A 15,214-nucleotide genomic window follows, 5' to 3' on the forward strand; every position below is an offset into this window, starting at 1 on the left:
TAAGGACCAGGACGACGGACCGCATTCCCCGACATCGACGACGGTCGGCTCGCCGCTGCGTCGAGCGGGGGTCCGCCGGGGCTGGTCAGGCTGTGGGACGGTCGGCGAGGCAGCGGGCCAGCGCAGCGCGCTCGGCGGCGCGCCGGTCACCGGGCCGCGAGGCCCCGCGCAGCAGAGCCTTCGTCTCCACGGCCGCGGCGCGCGGGGTGGCCAGGACGGCGGTGACGAGGTCGTCCACGGCCCGGTCGAGGTCCGCCGCCGGCACGACCCGTTGGGCGACGCCCGCGGCGAGTGCCTCGGCGGCGGTGAGCCGGCGGCCGGTCAGGCAGAGGTCGAGCGCGGTCGGGTAGCCGAGGAGCTCGACGAGGGTGCCGGTGACGCCCAGTCCCGGCACCAGACCGTGTGCGGCCTCCGGAAGCGCGAGTGTGGCGTCCTCGGTCAGGACGCGCAGGTCGCAGGACAGCGCGAGCTGCAGTCCAGCGCCGGTGGCCGGGCCGGTGACGGCGGCGACGCTGATCAGGTCAGCCCGGTCGGACAGCCAGCCGAACGCGGTCTGCCAACGGGTTACCAGGGGTTCCAGGGCGACGGCCTCATCAGGTGGCCCGTCGGGCGCGTGGCGCTCGCGCCGGGCAGCTGCCTCGGGGGCCGTCTCCGTCGGCAACGACCACGCCGCGCCGCGCAGGACGATCACTCTGATGTCGCCGGTCAGTGATCCGGCCACAGCCGTGAGCGCCTCGGACACGACGGTCAGCCCGGCCCCTGTCGCCAGGTGACCGCCCCGCCGGCCGCCGGCGTGTTCGGTGGTGAGACTGCTGTTCTTGAAGGTCACCGTCGCGCGAGCGCCGGTGACGGTGAGCCCAAGACCGGCCGCCGCCATCCAGGCGACGGCCGGTGCGGGCACGATCAGGCGCTCTTCTTCTTGCTGCCCCGGGTCGCCCCGCCACGGCCCCGCAGGGTCGTTCCGGACTCGGACAGGATCCGGTGCACGAAGCCGTACGACCGGCCCGACGACTCGGCCAGGAGTCGGATGCTCTGCCCGGACTCGTACTTCTTGCGAAGCTCGGCGGCCAGCTTGTCACGCTCGGCGCCGGTGATCCGGGTTCCTTTCCTAAGCTCGGCCAACGTGGCCCCCTCCGTGTCGATGATCTGCGAACCGATCTTCACTCAGCTTCGGGAAACGCGCCACTCGAAGCACATGTGATCCATCACACGCGATCAGTGGCCCCCGGCGCGCCCGTGAGCCCGACGTTCTCCTAGTCCGCCGTCGTCCCAGGCGGTATGGATCAACGTCACAACGCCAGTCTCCCCAATCACACGGGTGGTTCCTAACAAGGAGCGCGGCGCGTCGCGGGCCAGGCGGGACGCAACTCGGCGTGTCCGGTACAGGCCGCACGGACCACACCTGGCCGACGGGCGGCCCGGCCCGGGCGTGGCGGTCGGGCCGGAGATGACCTCGCTGGTCACATCACCGGTGCCGGCCAGGCGGATCGGCCCTCCAGTCGTTACGGTGCTGTTGTGATCGCGGCCCGGGCTCTCGCCGAATGAGCGCCGCCGACACGGCGGCACCGGCCACGACACCGTCGGCGGGCCGGTCCTGGTGGCGCGCGCCGCCGCGGGACGGGCCGTCGGGCGCCGCCCAGCTGGCCCGGTCCGGTCGAGGCCAGCTGGGCGAGCTGGCGCTCTGGGTAGTGCTCGTGGCCACCCTCACCGGGGCCACCGCGCTCCTGGTGGCCGCCGGTGTTCACTACGCGCCGGCCGGGCGGTCCGAGCCGGCCGCCGGGACTCTGCCGCTGACCTGGCCGCCGCGGTTGACCCCGCGCACCGCGCTGGCCCCGGCGCTGGCCGCGGGCGCGCTGCTGGCCGCCACGCTGGCCGGCCGTCGGCCCGCCGGTCACCGAACGCCGGCCTTCGGGCGACCGCTGATCCTTTCATACCTCGTGACGGTCGCGTGGTGGCTGGCGCTGGGCGCCGCGTCACGGCCAGGCGAACGGGTGGCGGGAGCGCTGCTCGCCGCCGGGGACCGCGCGCCTTCGGACCTGCTGCACGCCACGAGCAGCCAGCCGCCGGGGCCGGCGCTGCTGGTCTGGGTGCTGACGCGAAGCGGGCTGCACGGCTCGCTGGCCGTCGGGCTGGCCTTCACGGCCCTCGGCGCGCTGGTCGTGCCACTGGTCGCGCTGGCGGTGCGTTCGCTGTGCCACGAGCCGGCGGCCCGCCGGCTGCTGCCGGTGCTGGCGTTCGCGCCCTGGGCGCCGTTCGCCGTGGCCAGCCGGGACGCGGTGACGGCGGCGGTGGCGGCCGCGGCGCTGGCCGTCGGCGTGGTCGGGTGCGAACGGGGCCGGCGAGCCTGGTGGGCGCTGGGCGCGGGCCTGCTGCTGGGCGTGGCTGGCCTGTTCAGCTTCCCCGCGATGTGGCTCGGGGTGGCGGTGGCCGCGGCCTACTTCGTGCGCCGCCGGCCCCTGCTGAACGTGATCACCGGGGTGGGCGCGCTGGTGCCGTTGTTCGCGCTGCGGCTCGCGGGCTACTCCTGGCCCGACGGCCTGGCCCGGGCCGGCACCGGGCTGTTCGATTACGCGGCGGCCCTGACCTGGCTTGTGCCGGACCTGCTGGTGGTCCTGCTGTGCTGCGGCCCGGTGCTGGTCCGGGCGGCGCGGCGGGTCGCGATGACGCCCGGCTGGCCGTTCCTCGTCGGCGCGACGGCGGCGGCGCTGTTCGCGCTGTTGGACGGCCTGGCGAGTGGCGGGGTGGCGACCAGCTGGCTGTCGCTGTTCCCGTGGCTGCTGGTGGCGGCGCTGGCGCCCCGGCCGCGGCCGGCCCAGCCCGGCGACACCAGCAGCGCCGGAGCCGTTCCCTACGGCCTCGTCGGCGCCGGAGCGGCGGTGGCCGTCGTCCTCGCCGCGCTGCTGGCGACCTGACCGCGGGGCCGCGCCGCTCGATCCGCCTCAGGACGCGGCGACGGGCGCACGCGGGATGTCGGGCTCCAGGTAGACGCGGCAGGTGGTGGGAGCCGCCGCGCGCAGCAGGCGTTCGGCCTCGTCGATCGCGGCCGTGACCTCGGCGACCGTCAGCCCCGGGTCCAGGCCGATCTTCGCGGCGACCAGCAGCTCGTCCGGGCCGAGGTGCAGGGTGCGCATGTCCAGCACCGCGGTGACCGACGGGGCGGCCGCCAGCGCGGCCCGGATCGCCCCGACCACGGCCGGCGCGGCGGCCTCGCCGACGAGCATGCCGTAGCTCTCGACCGCCACCACCACGGCGACGACGAGCAGCAGCACCCCGATGGCGAGCGTCCCGGCCGCGTCCCAGAGGGGGTCGTCGAGCAGCGAGGTGAGCCCGACCCCGGCGAGCGCGAGCACCAGACCGATCAGCGCCGCGAAGTCCTCCAGCAGCACCACGGGAAGCTCGGGGGCGCGGGCGTCCCGGACGAACCGCCACCAGCTCTCGCCGCCCTTGTGGTGACGGGCCTCGGTGATCGCCGTCCGGAACGAGAAGCCCTCCAGCCCGATCGCGAACACCAGGATCACGATCGCGATCAGCGGCGACTCGAGATGATGCGGGTGGCGGAGCTTCTCGATGCCCTCGTACACCGAGAACAGCCCGCCGACGGTGAACAGCACGATGCCGACAAGGAAGCCGGCGATGTACCTGGACCGGCCGAAGCCGAACGGGTGGTCCTCGTCGGCCGGGCGGACCGACTGGCGCTGGCCGAGCAGCAGCAGCGCCTGGTTGCCGGAGTCGGCCACCGAGTGGATCGACTCCGCGAGCATCGACGACGAACGGGTGAACAGGAACGCGACGAACTTCGCCAGCGCGATCCCGAGGTTCGCCGCGAGCGCCGCCAGCACCGCCTTGGTCCCACCACCCGTGCTCACCCGGAACCGTCTCCCCTCGCCCGTGCCGACTCCCGGCAAGTGTGCCAAAAGGACCCTACGGGCACACAGCCGGGTGCTTCTACAGGCAAGTAGCAGACGCAGGTCAGCCCAGGTGCCGGCCCTCGTCCGAGACCGGCCCAGTCGTTCAGGTCCGTCTCGGACCGGACCTCTTGGGCGGAGCGGCCGGAGGCGCGGAGCGCCGTCGCCGGCCGATCGCCTCACGCCAGTTCGATGAGCTCCAGGAGGTCGGGGGACCAGAGGTCCTCGACACCGTCGGGGAGCATGAGGACCTTGTCCGGGTTGAGCGCCTCGACGGCTCCCGGGTCGTGGGTGACCAGCACGACCGCGCCCGCGAAGGTCGCGAGCGCCGCGAGGATCTCCTCGCGGGACGCCGGGTCGAGGTTGTTCGTCGGCTCGTCGAGCAGCAGCACGTTGGCCGACGAGCACACCAGGCCGGCGAGCGCCAGGCGGGTCTTCTCACCACCGGACAGCGTCCCGGCCAGCTGGTCGACGGTGTCCCCGCTGAACAGGAACGCGCCGAGGATCCGGCGCAGCTCCACCTCGGAGGTGTCCGGCGCCGCGGAGCGCATGTTGTCCAGCAGCGAGCGGTCGTGGTCGAGGGTCTCGTGCTCCTGTGCGTAGTAGCCGATCCGCAGCCCGTGGCCGGGGTTCACGGTGCCGGTGTCGGCCGCCTCGACGCCGGCGAGGATCCGCAGCAGCGTCGTCTTGCCAGCGCCGTTCAGGCCGAGGATGACGACCCGGGCACCGCGGTCGATCGCCAGGTCCACGTCGGTGAAGATCTCCAGCGACCCGTAGGACTTCGACAGGCCGTCGGCGGTCAGCGGCGTGCGCCCGCAGGGCGCCGGCGTCGGGAAGCGCAGCTTGGCGACCTTGTCGGCGACCCGGGTCGCGGCGAGGCCCGCGGCCAGCCGGTCGGCCCGGCGGTCCATCTGGTGCGCGGCCCTGGCCTTGGTCGCCTTGGCCCGCATCTTGTCGGCCTGGCTCTTCAGCGCGTCGATCTTCTTCTCGGCGTTGGCCCGCTCGCGCTTGCGCCGCTTCTCGTCCTGGTCGCGCTGGGTCAGGTAGGTCTTCCAGCCGACGTTGTAGACGTCCAGGGCGGCCCGGTTGGCGTCCAGGTGGAAGACCTTGTTGACCGACTTCTCCAGCAGGTCGACGTCGTGGCTGATGACGATCAGGCCGCCGGTGTGGGCGCGCAGGAAGTCACGCAGCCAGCCGATCGAGTCCGCGTCGAGGTGGTTGGTCGGCTCGTCGAGCAGCAGCGTCGCGTCGGCGTTGCCGGCACCGGCGAACAGGATCCGGGCGAGTTCCACACGGCGGCGCTGGCCACCGGACAGCGTGCCGATCTGCTGGGCGAGCACCCGGTCGGGCAGGCCGAGCGATGAGCAGATCCGGGCCGCCTCGGCCTCGGCCGCGTACCCGCCGAGCACACCGAACCGCTCCTCCAGCCGGCCGTAGCGGCGGATGGCGCGGTCCCGGGCGGCGTCGTCGGCGAGCTCGGCCATCTCGACCTGCAGCTTGTCCAGCTCGCGCAGGATCTCGTCGAGCCCGCGGGCCGAGAGCACCCGGTCGCGGGCGGTGTCGGTCAGGTCGCCGCTGCGCGGGTCCTGCGGCAGGTAGCCGACATCGCCGCGCCCCTCGATCTTGCCGGCGAACGGCAGGGTCTCACGGGCGAGCGTCCTGAGCAGCGTGGTCTTGCCCGCGCCGTTACGCCCCACGAGGCCGATCCGGTCGCCGGGCTGGACCCGGAACGACACCGGCTCGACCAGCGTCCGGGCCCCGGCCCGCAGCTCCAGGCCGGTAGCGATGATCATGAAGAAAAGGCCTCTCGAGGCAGGTGACGGCGGGCACGGCCGTCGGAACGGCCGACCTCGTGGACAGGCGAGAACGCGGACGCGAGGCGTCCGCTCACTCCAGCTGAACGAGGTGCTCCATCACAGGCCTGCGGTCACTCCCTAGTCGCCACGGCCTTCCCAGGGTACGTGCCGGCCCACGGCGGGTACGTGCCGGCCCACGGCGAGATCGTCGCCGACCGCGCCAGACCGCGTCACATTGTCCGACCGCAGAACGCGACAACATGACACAACCAAGATCCCGAGCCGGGCCCAGGCCGCCCCCGGAATCCCGGCCAGCCCCGATCCACGCTGGCGAGGCCCCTGGGCCCGAGCAGGCGGAGCAGCCGCAGGGCGCTCCGCGCCCGGTTCCGGCCGAACGCCTCAGGCGAGGCGGGTGACGTTGACCGTGACGCCGAGGGAGGACGACGTGCCGCCGGAGTAGACGCCGCGCATCGGCGGGACGTCGTCGTAGTCGCGGCCGCGGGCGACGACCACGTGCCGCTCCCCCGCCGGCACGGCGTTCGTCGGGTCGAAGCCCCACCAGTCGCCGAACCAGCCCTCGACCCAGGCGTGGCTCTGTCCCTCGACGGTCTCGCCGATCGCCGCGTCCGCGAGCGGGTGCAGGTAGCCGGAGACGTACCGGCTCGGCATCCCGGCCGCCCGCATGAGCACCAGCGCGAGGTGGGCGAAGTCCTGGCAGACGCCCTCGCCTCGCTTCCAGGCCTCGGTCGCCGACGTGTGGACGTCGGTCGTCCCCGGCCGGTAGGTGAGCCGCTCGCGCACCCAGTCGCCGACGGCCAGCACGAAGTCCGCCGGGTCGTGGGCGGCGGCCAGCTCCCGGCCGGCCGCGACCAGCTCGGGGTGGTCCGGGGTGAAACGAGCCGGCCGCAGGAACTCGACATACCGGTCGGCGACGTCGTCCCCGCGCAGTGCCTCCCAGCTCGGCGGCTCCGGGCGTGCCGGCTCGGGGGCGGTGCGGACCAGCGACCGGCCGGTGACGACCAGCTCGGTGTGCGGCCCGTGGAGGTCGAACGCGGTGACCTGGCTGCCCCAGTAGTCCCAGTAGCGGTACAGCGTCGCCGCCGGCTCGGTGCGCACCGATGCCTCAAGCGTCACCTGGCCGCCACCGGTCTGCGGGATGATCCGCGCCTCGTTGTACGACGACAGCACCGGCGACGCATACCGATACCCCGTCGAGTGCTCTACCCGCATCTGCCAGCTCACTGCCATCTCCTTGTCGACGCCGGCAACCGGCTAGGCGGGTACCTCGGTCGCCCACTCGCGCGGGACCTCGCGGGCGAAGTAGCGGGCGGTCACTCCGGCGCTGACCTCCGAGCAGGTGGTCTGCAGCGCGCGCAGCAGCTCCGGCATGTCCTCGACCAGCTCGTCGACCCCGCGGAACTCAAGCTCCGTGCGAGCCAGGCCGACCGCGCGGCGGGTGGCGTCGTGGACAGTGGTCCGGCCCCCGCGCCGGCCGCCGTCGAGCTCGGCGAGGATCTGCTCGCCGAGCGCCAGCGACCAGTAGACCGACCGCGGGAACAGCCGGTCGAGCAGCATGAACTCGGCCACCCGGGAGGCGTCGACGGCCCGCCGGTAGGTCCGCAGGTAGGCCTCGTGCGCGCCGCACGAGCGCAGCAGGCTGACCCAGCTCTGTGAGTTCGGGTCGTCACTGATGCTGGAGGACAGCAGCCGGGAGGTCATGTCGACTCGCTCCAGGCTGCGGCCGAGCGCCAGGAACCGCCAGCCGTCGTCGCGGGCCAGGGTGGCGTCGACCAGGCCGGCGAGCATCGCGGTGCGCTCCCGGATGTACCGGAAGAACACGTGCGGGCCGAGCCGGCGGGCCAGCTGCTCGGTGTGCTCCAGCTCGATCCAGGTGGCGTTGAGGCACTCCCAGACCTCGCTGGAGACGACGACGCGGGCGCTGCGGGCGTTCTCCCTGGCCGCGGTGATCGCGCCGACGATGCTGGAGGAGTCGCCCCGGGCGTAGCCGAGCAGCTCGATGACGACCTGCGAGTCCACCGGCCCGTCGACCAGCCCGGTGCCCATCACGGCGAGCAGCTCGCGGCCGGCGGACGCCTCGTCCAGCCACGGGTCCTCCAGGACGCGGTGGACGTGCACGTCGAGGATGCGCGACGTGCTCTCGGCCCGCTCGACGTAGCGGCCGATCCAGAACAGCGACTCGGCGATCCTGCTCAGCATCTCTTGGTTCGCTCCGTCCGGGCACGGCGCTCCGGCCCCTCGCTCGCTTCGCTCCCGAGGGACCTCCGCGCCGTGTCCTCCTCCGCGAACGTGCCCTCCGGCGACCTCCACTGCGTGCCTCCCACTTCGCTGCGCTCGTGGGAGGCATTCCGCGGAGGTGCGCCTCCGGGCCGCACGGTCACTTTCTGCTGGTTCTGTTGCTGTTGTTGCTGCTGTTCGCCGCCCGTGTCCGGGCCGACGTCGGGGCCCTGGGCGACCAGGAACTCCCCGCCGGCCGGACGGCCGTAGCCGCTGGGGCGCTCCCCCTCGGCCAGCTGCGGCGCGAGCACCCAGGTGTCCTTCGAGCCGCCGCCCTGGCTGGAGTTCACGACGAAGCTGCCGCGCGGCAGCGCGACTCGGGTCAGCCCGCCGGGCAGCACCCAGATCCGGCTGCCGTCGTTCACCGCGAACGGCCGCAGGTCGATGTGCCGGGGCCCGAGCCGGTCGCCGGACAGCGTCGGCGACGTCGAGAGCCGGACCAGGCGCTGCGCGATCCAGCCGCGCGGGTCGGCCGTCACCTGGCCGCGCAGGGTCGTGAGCTCCGCGTCGGTGGCCTGCGGGCCGATGACGATGCCCTTGCCGCCGGAGCCGTCGACCGGCTTGACCACCAGCTCGTCGAGGTGGTCAAGCACGTAGGCGCGCTGGTCGGGGTCCTCCACCCGGTAGGTGTCGACGTTCGGGAGCACCGGCTCCTCGCCGAGGTAGTACCGGATCAGGTCGGGGACGTAGGTGTACATCAGCTTGTCGTCGGCGACGCCGTTGCCGACCCCGTTGGCGATCGTGACCTCGCCGGCCCGGGCCGCGTTGATCAGCCCGGCGCAGCCGACCACCGACTCGGGCCGGAAGTGCAGCGGGTCGAGCCAGTCGTCGTCGATCCGGCGGTAGATGACGTGTACCGGCTGCTCGCCCTCGGTGGTGCGCATCGTGACCTGGTTGTCGCGGACCTGCAGGTCGCGGCCCTCGACGAGCTCGACGCCCATCTGGCGGGCGAGCAGGGCGTGCTCGAAGTAGGCCGAGTTGTAGATGCCAGGGGTCAGCACGACGACCGTGGGGTCGGCGACCTCCGGCGGCGCGGCGGCCCGCAGCGCGTGCAGCAGGTGGGAGGCGTAGTCGGCGACCGGCCGGACCCGGTGCGTCGCGAACAGCTCCGGGAAGACCCGCGTCATGGCCCGGCGGTTCTCGATGACGTAGCTGACCCCGCTGGGCACCCGGACGTTGTCCTCCAGCACCCGGAACTGGCCCTGCTCGTCGCGGATCAGGTCGATGCCGGAGACGTGGCAGCGCACCCCGTTGGGCGGGTCGATCCCGTGCGCCGCGCGGTGGAAGTGCGAGCTGGACATGACCAGCCGCCGCGGCACGATCCCGTCGTCGAGGATCTCGGCCCGGCCGTAGATGTCGGCGAGGAACGCCTCCAGGGCACGCACCCGCTGGACGACACCGCGCTCGATCGTGTCCCACTCGGAGCCCGAGAGCAGCCGGGGCACCAGATCCAGCGGGAACGGCCGTTCCTCGCCGAACAGGATGAAGGTGATCCCGGCATCCCGGAACGCCCGGTCCAGCGCGGCCTTGCGGGCCGCCAGGTCACCACTGCTCAGGGGCTGCAACGCGTCGTAGAGGGCCGCGTACACCTCGCGCGGGACCCCAGCCGGGTCGAACACCTCATCCCAAGCGGCGGTGGCCTGCACCTCCGCCGGATATCCCTCGAACAGGTCCGCCACGGCCGAAGCGTAGGGCTCGCATGTTTCCACGACATAACCAACCACTCCGCCGGCAACGGTGACCGATCCCACTCCGTCAGCACACGGGAAAACCACCATGGACCCAGCACGGCAACACGATCGCCCGGTACCACGGCGGCCGGGGCAGCCGGCACCCGGGCTCCCGGCGGGGCCGGGCCCGTGAGAGGCTGTGCGGCGGACTTACGGGCGCGTAGGCCGCAGCCTCGCCGGCACCGCCGGGGCCAGACCGCGCCGGCCTGTCGGGAGAGCGCACGACGGCCACACGGTCTGGCCGCCTCGGCGCGGGTCTCCATGCGCCCACAGCCTCACGTAGTAGACAGCCTCACGCGGGACGCAGCCCGACCCGGACCTTGATCTTGAGCGCGAAAGGCCGACTCACGTCATGTCGACGACACTGCTGGTGACCGGGGCCGCCGGGTTCATCGGTTCGAACTTCGTGCGCTACTGGCACAGCTCGCATCCGGGTGACCGGGTGGTGGGGCTGGACTCGTTGACGTACGCGGGTCTGCGGGAGAACCTCGCCGACGTGCTGGACGGGTCGGGTGGTCTGGTGAGCTTGGTCCACGGGGACATCCGGGACCGGGAGCTGGTCGAGTCGCTGCTGCGCGAGCACCGGGTCGACACGGTGGTGAACTTCGCGGCGGAGTCGCACAACAGCCTGGCGATCCTGCGGCCGGGTGACTTCTTCTCGACGAACGTGATGGGTGTCCAGAGCCTGCTGGAGGCGGCGCGGACGGTCGGGGTGGGCCGGTTCCACCAGATCTCGACGTGTGAGGTCTACGGCGATCTGGACCTGGCTGACCCGGGGGCGTTCACGGAGGACTCGCCGTACCTGCCGCGGACTCCGTACAACGCGGCGAAGGCCGGCGGCGATCATGCTGTGCGGGCCTATGGGTACACCTACGACGTGCCGGTGACGATCACGAACTGTTCGAACAACTATGGGCCGTACCAGTTCCCGGAGAAGGTCATCCCGCTGTTCGTGACCCGGGCGCTGCAGGGCCAGGAGCTGCCGCTGTACGCGTCGACGAAGAACCGGCGCGAGTGGCTGCACGTGCTCGACCACTGCCGGGCGGTCGAGGCGGTGCTCCAGGGGGGCCGGGTCGGGGAGACCTACCATGTCGGGTCCGGTGTCGAGGCCGACATCGAGACGATCGCCGACACGATCCTGGCCGAGCTGGGCCTGCCCGGCTCGCTGAAGACGATCGTCCCGGACCGCCCGTCGCACGACCGCCGGTACCTGCTCGACTCCAGCAAGCTGCGCACCGAGCTCGGCTGGGCGCCGGAGATCGAGTTCACCGACGGCATGCGCTCCACCATCGCCTGGTTCCGCGACAACGAAGCCTGGTGGCGCCCCCTCATCGGCCGCTCGCCTGTACAGGAGACCGCTTGGAAATAGGCGATCACCTGCGCGCCGGGCCGGCGGAGTCCGTCATCCGCCGGCCCGGGGATGGTCGTCGACGCGGAAGCCGGTCCTAACCTGCGGGGATGTGTACCGGCGGGGGCCCGGCACACTAGGCTTCCAGTTGTGCCGGAATCGCCTGCGAGGACGTCGTGAGAACGGCCGGGCCCCGGGTCCTGGGGTTGGTCCTGGCCGGCGGCAAGGGGACGCGGCTGGCGCCGCTGACCGATGACCGGGCCAAACCGGCGGTGCCGTTCGGTGGCCTCTACCGGCTGATCGACTTCGCACTGTCCAACCTCGTCAACGCGGGGTACCTGCGGATCGCGGTACTCACCCAGTACAAGAGCCACAGCCTCGACCGGCACATCACGACGACGTGGCGGATGAGCACGCTGCTGGGCAACTACATCACCCCGGTACCGGCGCAGCAGCGCCTCGGCCCGCAGTGGTTCGCCGGCAGCGCTGACGCCATCCACCAGTCGCTCAACCTCATCTACGACGACGCCCCGGACATCGTCGTCGTCTTCGGCGCCGACCACGTCTACCGGATGGACCCGCGGCAGATGGTCGAGCAGCACATCGAGACGGGCGCCGGGGTGACCGTGGCCGCCCTGCGGGTACCGCGGGCGGAGGCCGCCGGCCTCGGCGTGATCCGCCCGGCCCGCGACGGCCGCACGATCGACGAGTTCCTGGAGAAGCCGGCCGACCCGCCCGGCCTGCCCGACAGCCCGGACGAGACGCTCGCCTCGATGGGCAACTACGTCTTCTCGACGAAGGTGCTCGTCGACGCCCTGCATGCCGACGCCGCCGACCCGGACAGCGTGCACGACATGGGCGGCAACATCGTCCCGATGCTGGTCGACCAGGGCGTCGCCTGCGTCTACGACTTCACCGAGAACGAGGTGCCCGGCGCGAAGGAACGCGACCGCGGCTACTGGCGCGACGTCGGGACCATCGACGCCTACTACGACGCCCACATGGACCTGTGCGCGCTCGAACCGGTGTTCAACCTGTACAACCCGCACTGGCCGATCCTGACCAGCGTGCCGTCGCTGCCGCCGGCGAAGTTCGTCCGGGACCTGCCCGACCGGACCGGCATGGCGGTGGACAGCATCGTGAGCAACGGCGTGATCGTCTCCGGTGGGTCGCTGCGCCGTTCGGTGCTCTCCCCCGGCGTGCGGGTGAACTCCTGGGCCCAGGTCGAGAACTCCGTCGTGATGAACAACGCGCTGATCGGCCGTCGGGCCATCGTGCGCGACGCGATCCTCGACAAGAACGTGATCGTGCCGCCCGGGGCCCAGGTCGGCGTCGACAAGGAGCACGACCGGGCCCGCGGCTACACGGTCAGCCCCGACGGCATCACCGTCGTCGGCAAGGGCATCACGATCGAGTAGCCAGCACCGGCTCCCGGCGCAGGTCACACCGCCACGCGCGATAGCTTGGCCGCGACCTGCCTTGACCGCACGACCGCCTGACGCGCGGCCACCTGCCGGCACGGCCGGTCACTCAGGCGGGCAGCTGATCGCCGCCTGCTCCCTCTCGCGGTCGTGGTTCGAGCCGGTCAGCGACCATTGGAGGGCCAGGCCGGCGATCACCACCCGACAGGGCCAGGCTGCGGGCGCGCCAGAGCTGCGGGGAGGGACCGGGGCGCGGCCAGCGGCCACGCGAGAGCCACGGGCGCGGGCCGCGCGAGCCGAGACCACCGGGCCGCGGCGTCAGCAGGACCACCGACACGGAACGACCGAACAGCAGAGGGAACCACGGATGCGCGTCGCGTTGCTGACCAGGGAGTACCCACCGAACGTCTACGGCGGCGCGGGCGTCCACGTCGAGTACCTGGCCCGGGAGCTGGCCCGACTGGTCGACCTCACGGTGCACTGCGAGGGCGATCCAAAGGGCGCGAGCCCGGCCGGCACCGGCGGCTCCGGCGAGGCGGGCGGTTCCGGCGCGCCCGCGGTCCGGCGGCACCAGCCATGGCCGGCGCTCGACGGTGCCAACGACGCCCTGCGCACCTTCTCGATGGACCTCGCGATGGCCGCCGCCGCGACCACGGCGAACGGCCCCGAGCCCGTTGCGTCCGCCGGGGCGGCGCCGGCCGGCGTCGACCTGGTCCACTCGCACACCTGGTACGCGAACCTCGCCGGGCACCTGGCGGCGATGCTCGCCGGGGTGCCCCACGTCATGACGTCACACTCGCTGGAGCCGCACCGGCCGTGGAAGGCGGAACAGCTCGGCGGTGGCTACCGGCTGTCGTCCTGGGCCGAGAAGACCGCGATCGAGGCCGCGGCGGCGGTGGTGGCCGTGAGCGCGGGGATGAAGACCGACATCCTCGATGCCTATCCGGCGGTCGACCCGGCGAAGGTGCACGTCATCCGCAACGGGATCGACACCGAGGAGTACAGCCCGGACCTGGGCACCGAAGTGCTCGACCGCTACGGCGTCGACCCCGGGCGCCCGTCGGTCGCGTTCGTCGGGAGGATCACCCGGCAGAAGGGGGTGCCCGTCCTGCTGCGGGCGGCGGCCGAGCTGGACCCGCGGGCCCAGCTGGTGCTGTGCGCCGGCGCGCCGGACACCGCCGAGCTGCTCGCCGAGGTCACCGAGCTGGTCGACGGCTTGAAGGCCCGGCGCGACGGGGTCATCTGGATCTCCGGCATGCTCCGGAAGCCCGAGGTCATCCAGCTGCTCTCGCACGCCTCGCTGTTCGCCTGCCCGTCGGTCTACGAGCCGCTGGGCATCGTCAACCTGGAGGCGATGGCCTGCGGCGCCGCTGTCGTCGCCTCCCGCGTCGGCGGCATCCCCGAGGTCGTCGACGACGGCGTGACCGGCCTGCTGGTCCCCCCGGACGACCCGTCGGCGCTGGCCGCCGCCATGAACACGGTCCTCGCCGACCCGAAACGTGCGACCGCCATGGGCCAGGCCGGCCGCGAACGCGCCGTGACCGAGTTCGGCTGGGCCGCCATCGCCCGCCAGACCGCCGGTCTCTACGGTTCCCTGATCAGCTGACCGCCCCGGAACCAGACAGACCCGCCCCAGAGCGCTGAAAAGCCCGGACAGGTTCGCCCGGGCTTTTTCACCGCTGGGAACGACTTTCCCGTTGCCTAACGGTTTCCCGTCCTGCTCCGGCATCGCTCTCAGCGGCCCCGTGTAGATACCTCCGGTAGCCGGACCCAAACACATGGTTACAAGAATTTTCCGGAGCCCCCCAAAGGGGGTCGGCTCAGACAGTCCCCGAGAGGCCGAACGAAGATCTGCCGAACACGCCGATGCACGTGCATACGGGATGTGCATCGGCACGGGATATCCGATCAGCGAGGATCGTCGACCTTTGGGAGCAGCATGTCCGTCAACCGTTCGGCTCGTCGGCTGCACGTCGTATTATCGATCTTGCTCGCGTTGGTCGTCGCGCTGCTGGCCGGCATCCTGGCTCGCGCCAACGCCAGCACCGTGCCTGGAGCGATCCTCTACGGCGGCAGTGCCTTCGGGGTCGCCCTCAGCCTGGCGCTCTCGGTGCTTGAGGCGTCCAAGCGGCCCTGAGATCGCGATGGCCCAGCCGGTGACGGCTGGGCCACTCGCGGAGTGGGGCAGGTCAGACGTTGAAGCCGAGGGCACGGAGCTGTTCGCGGCCGTCCTCAGTGATCTTGTCGGGGCCCCACGGGGGCAGCCAGACCCAGTTGATGACGATGTCGGCGACCAGGCCGTCGGGGCCGTCGACGAGGGCGCTGCGGGCCTGGTCCTCGATCACGTCGGTGAGCGGGCAGGCCGCCGACGTCAGCGTCATGTCCAGCGTCGCGACGTTCTCGTCGGAGATGTCGATGCCGTAGACGAGGCCGAGGTCGACGACGTTGATGCCGAGCTCGGGGTCGACGACGTCGCGCATCGCCTCCTCGACGTCCTCGACCGCCGCCCTGTCGACGGGCGGCTTGGTGGTCGTCGGCTGCGCGGCCGGAAGATCGGCGGCTGGCGCCGACGCCGTCACGCTCTCGGGCAGGACGGCGTCCTCGCCCAGGCCCGCCTCAATGGTGTCGGTCTGGATGCTGTCGGTCATCTGATGGTTCACTCCGTCGCTTCACTCGCTACGCGGCCGTCCTCCGGGGTCCCTGCCGGATCGGCGGAGCC

13 protein-coding genes are annotated in these 15,214 nt (G+C 72.3%); 5 read left to right on the forward strand and 8 right to left on the reverse strand.

What is annotated here, in order from left to right:
* Positions 1 to 85 precede the first annotated feature (85 nt).
* A complete protein-coding gene (locus tag FRADC12_RS02205; RefSeq protein WP_052710641.1) occupies positions 86 to 901 on the reverse strand; it encodes an enoyl-CoA hydratase/isomerase family protein in 816 nt (271 codons plus the stop codon).
* A 2-nt stretch (positions 902 to 903) separates the two neighbouring features.
* On the reverse strand, positions 904 to 1,122 hold the full coding sequence (locus tag FRADC12_RS02210) for a helix-turn-helix domain-containing protein (RefSeq protein ID WP_027141265.1): 219 nt from the start codon (positions 1,120 to 1,122) through the stop codon (positions 904 to 906).
* Between the two features lie 419 nt (positions 1,123 to 1,541).
* On the opposite strand from FRADC12_RS02210, the gene FRADC12_RS02215 reads away from it, so the two are divergent.
* A complete protein-coding gene (locus FRADC12_RS02215; protein ID WP_232303560.1) occupies positions 1,542 to 2,912 on the forward strand; it encodes a hypothetical protein in 1,371 nt (456 codons plus the stop codon).
* 27 nt (positions 2,913 to 2,939) lie between these two features.
* Here FRADC12_RS02215 and FRADC12_RS02220 read toward each other — a convergent pair whose 3' ends face one another.
* The 5 genes from FRADC12_RS02220 to FRADC12_RS02240 form a co-directional block, all read right to left on the reverse strand.
* A complete protein-coding gene (locus FRADC12_RS02220) occupies positions 2,940 to 3,866 on the reverse strand; it encodes a cation diffusion facilitator family transporter (RefSeq protein ID WP_045875351.1) in 927 nt (308 codons plus the stop codon).
* A gap of 218 nt (positions 3,867 to 4,084) precedes the next feature.
* A complete protein-coding gene (locus FRADC12_RS02225) occupies positions 4,085 to 5,698 on the reverse strand; it encodes an ABC-F family ATP-binding cassette domain-containing protein (RefSeq protein ID WP_045875352.1) in 1,614 nt (537 codons plus the stop codon).
* Between the two features lie 402 nt (positions 5,699 to 6,100).
* Positions 6,101 to 6,943, reverse strand: a complete 843-nt coding sequence (locus FRADC12_RS02230; protein ID WP_045875353.1) for a transglutaminase family protein — start codon at positions 6,941 to 6,943, stop codon at positions 6,101 to 6,103.
* Between the two features lie 30 nt (positions 6,944 to 6,973).
* A complete protein-coding gene (locus tag FRADC12_RS02235; protein ID WP_045875354.1) occupies positions 6,974 to 7,918 on the reverse strand; it encodes an alpha-E domain-containing protein in 945 nt (314 codons plus the stop codon).
* A complete protein-coding gene (locus tag FRADC12_RS02240) occupies positions 7,912 to 9,675 on the reverse strand; it encodes a circularly permuted type 2 ATP-grasp protein (RefSeq protein ID WP_045875355.1) in 1,764 nt (587 codons plus the stop codon). Before FRADC12_RS02240 ends, FRADC12_RS02235 begins: the two co-directional genes overlap by 7 nt.
* 403 nt (positions 9,676 to 10,078) lie before the next feature.
* Here FRADC12_RS02240 and rfbB point away from each other — a divergent pair, with 403 nt between their 5' ends.
* From rfbB to FRADC12_RS02260, 4 genes are all read left to right on the forward strand, one after another.
* The gene (gene rfbB, locus FRADC12_RS02245; RefSeq protein WP_045875356.1) at positions 10,079 to 11,095 is read left to right on the forward strand and encodes a dTDP-glucose 4,6-dehydratase; all 1,017 of its coding nucleotides are present in this window, start codon (positions 10,079 to 10,081) and stop codon (positions 11,093 to 11,095) included.
* 155 nt (positions 11,096 to 11,250) lie between these two features.
* Positions 11,251 to 12,492, forward strand: coding sequence for a glucose-1-phosphate adenylyltransferase (glgC, locus tag FRADC12_RS02250; RefSeq protein ID WP_045875357.1), 1,242 nt, complete (start codon positions 11,251 to 11,253; stop codon positions 12,490 to 12,492).
* 370 nt (positions 12,493 to 12,862) lie between these two features.
* Positions 12,863 to 14,101 (forward strand): glycogen synthase, encoded by a 1,239-nt coding sequence (gene glgA, locus FRADC12_RS02255; RefSeq protein ID WP_045875358.1) that lies wholly within the window; start codon positions 12,863 to 12,865, stop codon positions 14,099 to 14,101.
* A 333-nt stretch (positions 14,102 to 14,434) separates the two neighbouring features.
* Complete coding sequence (locus FRADC12_RS02260) at positions 14,435 to 14,632, forward strand: hypothetical protein (RefSeq protein ID WP_045875359.1); 198 nt, start codon at positions 14,435 to 14,437, stop codon at positions 14,630 to 14,632.
* A 52-nt stretch (positions 14,633 to 14,684) separates the two neighbouring features.
* Here FRADC12_RS02260 and FRADC12_RS02265 read toward each other — a convergent pair whose 3' ends face one another.
* A complete protein-coding gene (locus tag FRADC12_RS02265) occupies positions 14,685 to 15,143 on the reverse strand; it encodes a metal-sulfur cluster assembly factor (protein ID WP_045878969.1) in 459 nt (152 codons plus the stop codon).
* Between the last annotated feature and the right edge of the window lie 71 nt (positions 15,144 to 15,214).

Origin of the sequence: Pseudofrankia sp. DC12, assembly GCF_000966285.1 — a bacterium.
In the GTDB taxonomy this organism is placed as follows: Bacteria; Actinomycetota; Actinomycetes; order Frankiales; family Frankiaceae; genus Pseudofrankia.

What these genes read in the sequence shown, in the direction of transcription:
- FRADC12_RS02215 (WP_232303560.1), top strand. Translation starts at nt 1,542, where the DNA reads ATGAGCGCCGCCGACACGGCGGCACCGGCCACGACACCGTCGGCGGGC.
- FRADC12_RS02260 (WP_045875359.1), top strand. Translation starts at nt 14,435, where the DNA reads ATGTCCGTCAACCGTTCGGCTCGTCGGCTGCACGTCGTATTATCGATC.
- rfbB (WP_045875356.1), top strand. Translation starts at nt 10,079, where the DNA reads ATGTCGACGACACTGCTGGTGACCGGGGCCGCCGGGTTCATCGGTTCG.
- FRADC12_RS02225 (WP_045875352.1), bottom strand. Translation starts at nt 5,698, where the DNA reads ATGATCATCGCTACCGGCCTGGAGCTGCGGGCCGGGGCCCGGACGCTG.
- FRADC12_RS02235 (WP_045875354.1), bottom strand. Translation starts at nt 7,918, where the DNA reads ATGCTGAGCAGGATCGCCGAGTCGCTGTTCTGGATCGGCCGCTACGTC.
- glgA (WP_045875358.1), top strand. Translation starts at nt 12,863, where the DNA reads ATGCGCGTCGCGTTGCTGACCAGGGAGTACCCACCGAACGTCTACGGC.
- FRADC12_RS02265 (WP_045878969.1), bottom strand. Translation starts at nt 15,143, where the DNA reads ATGACCGACAGCATCCAGACCGACACCATTGAGGCGGGCCTGGGCGAG.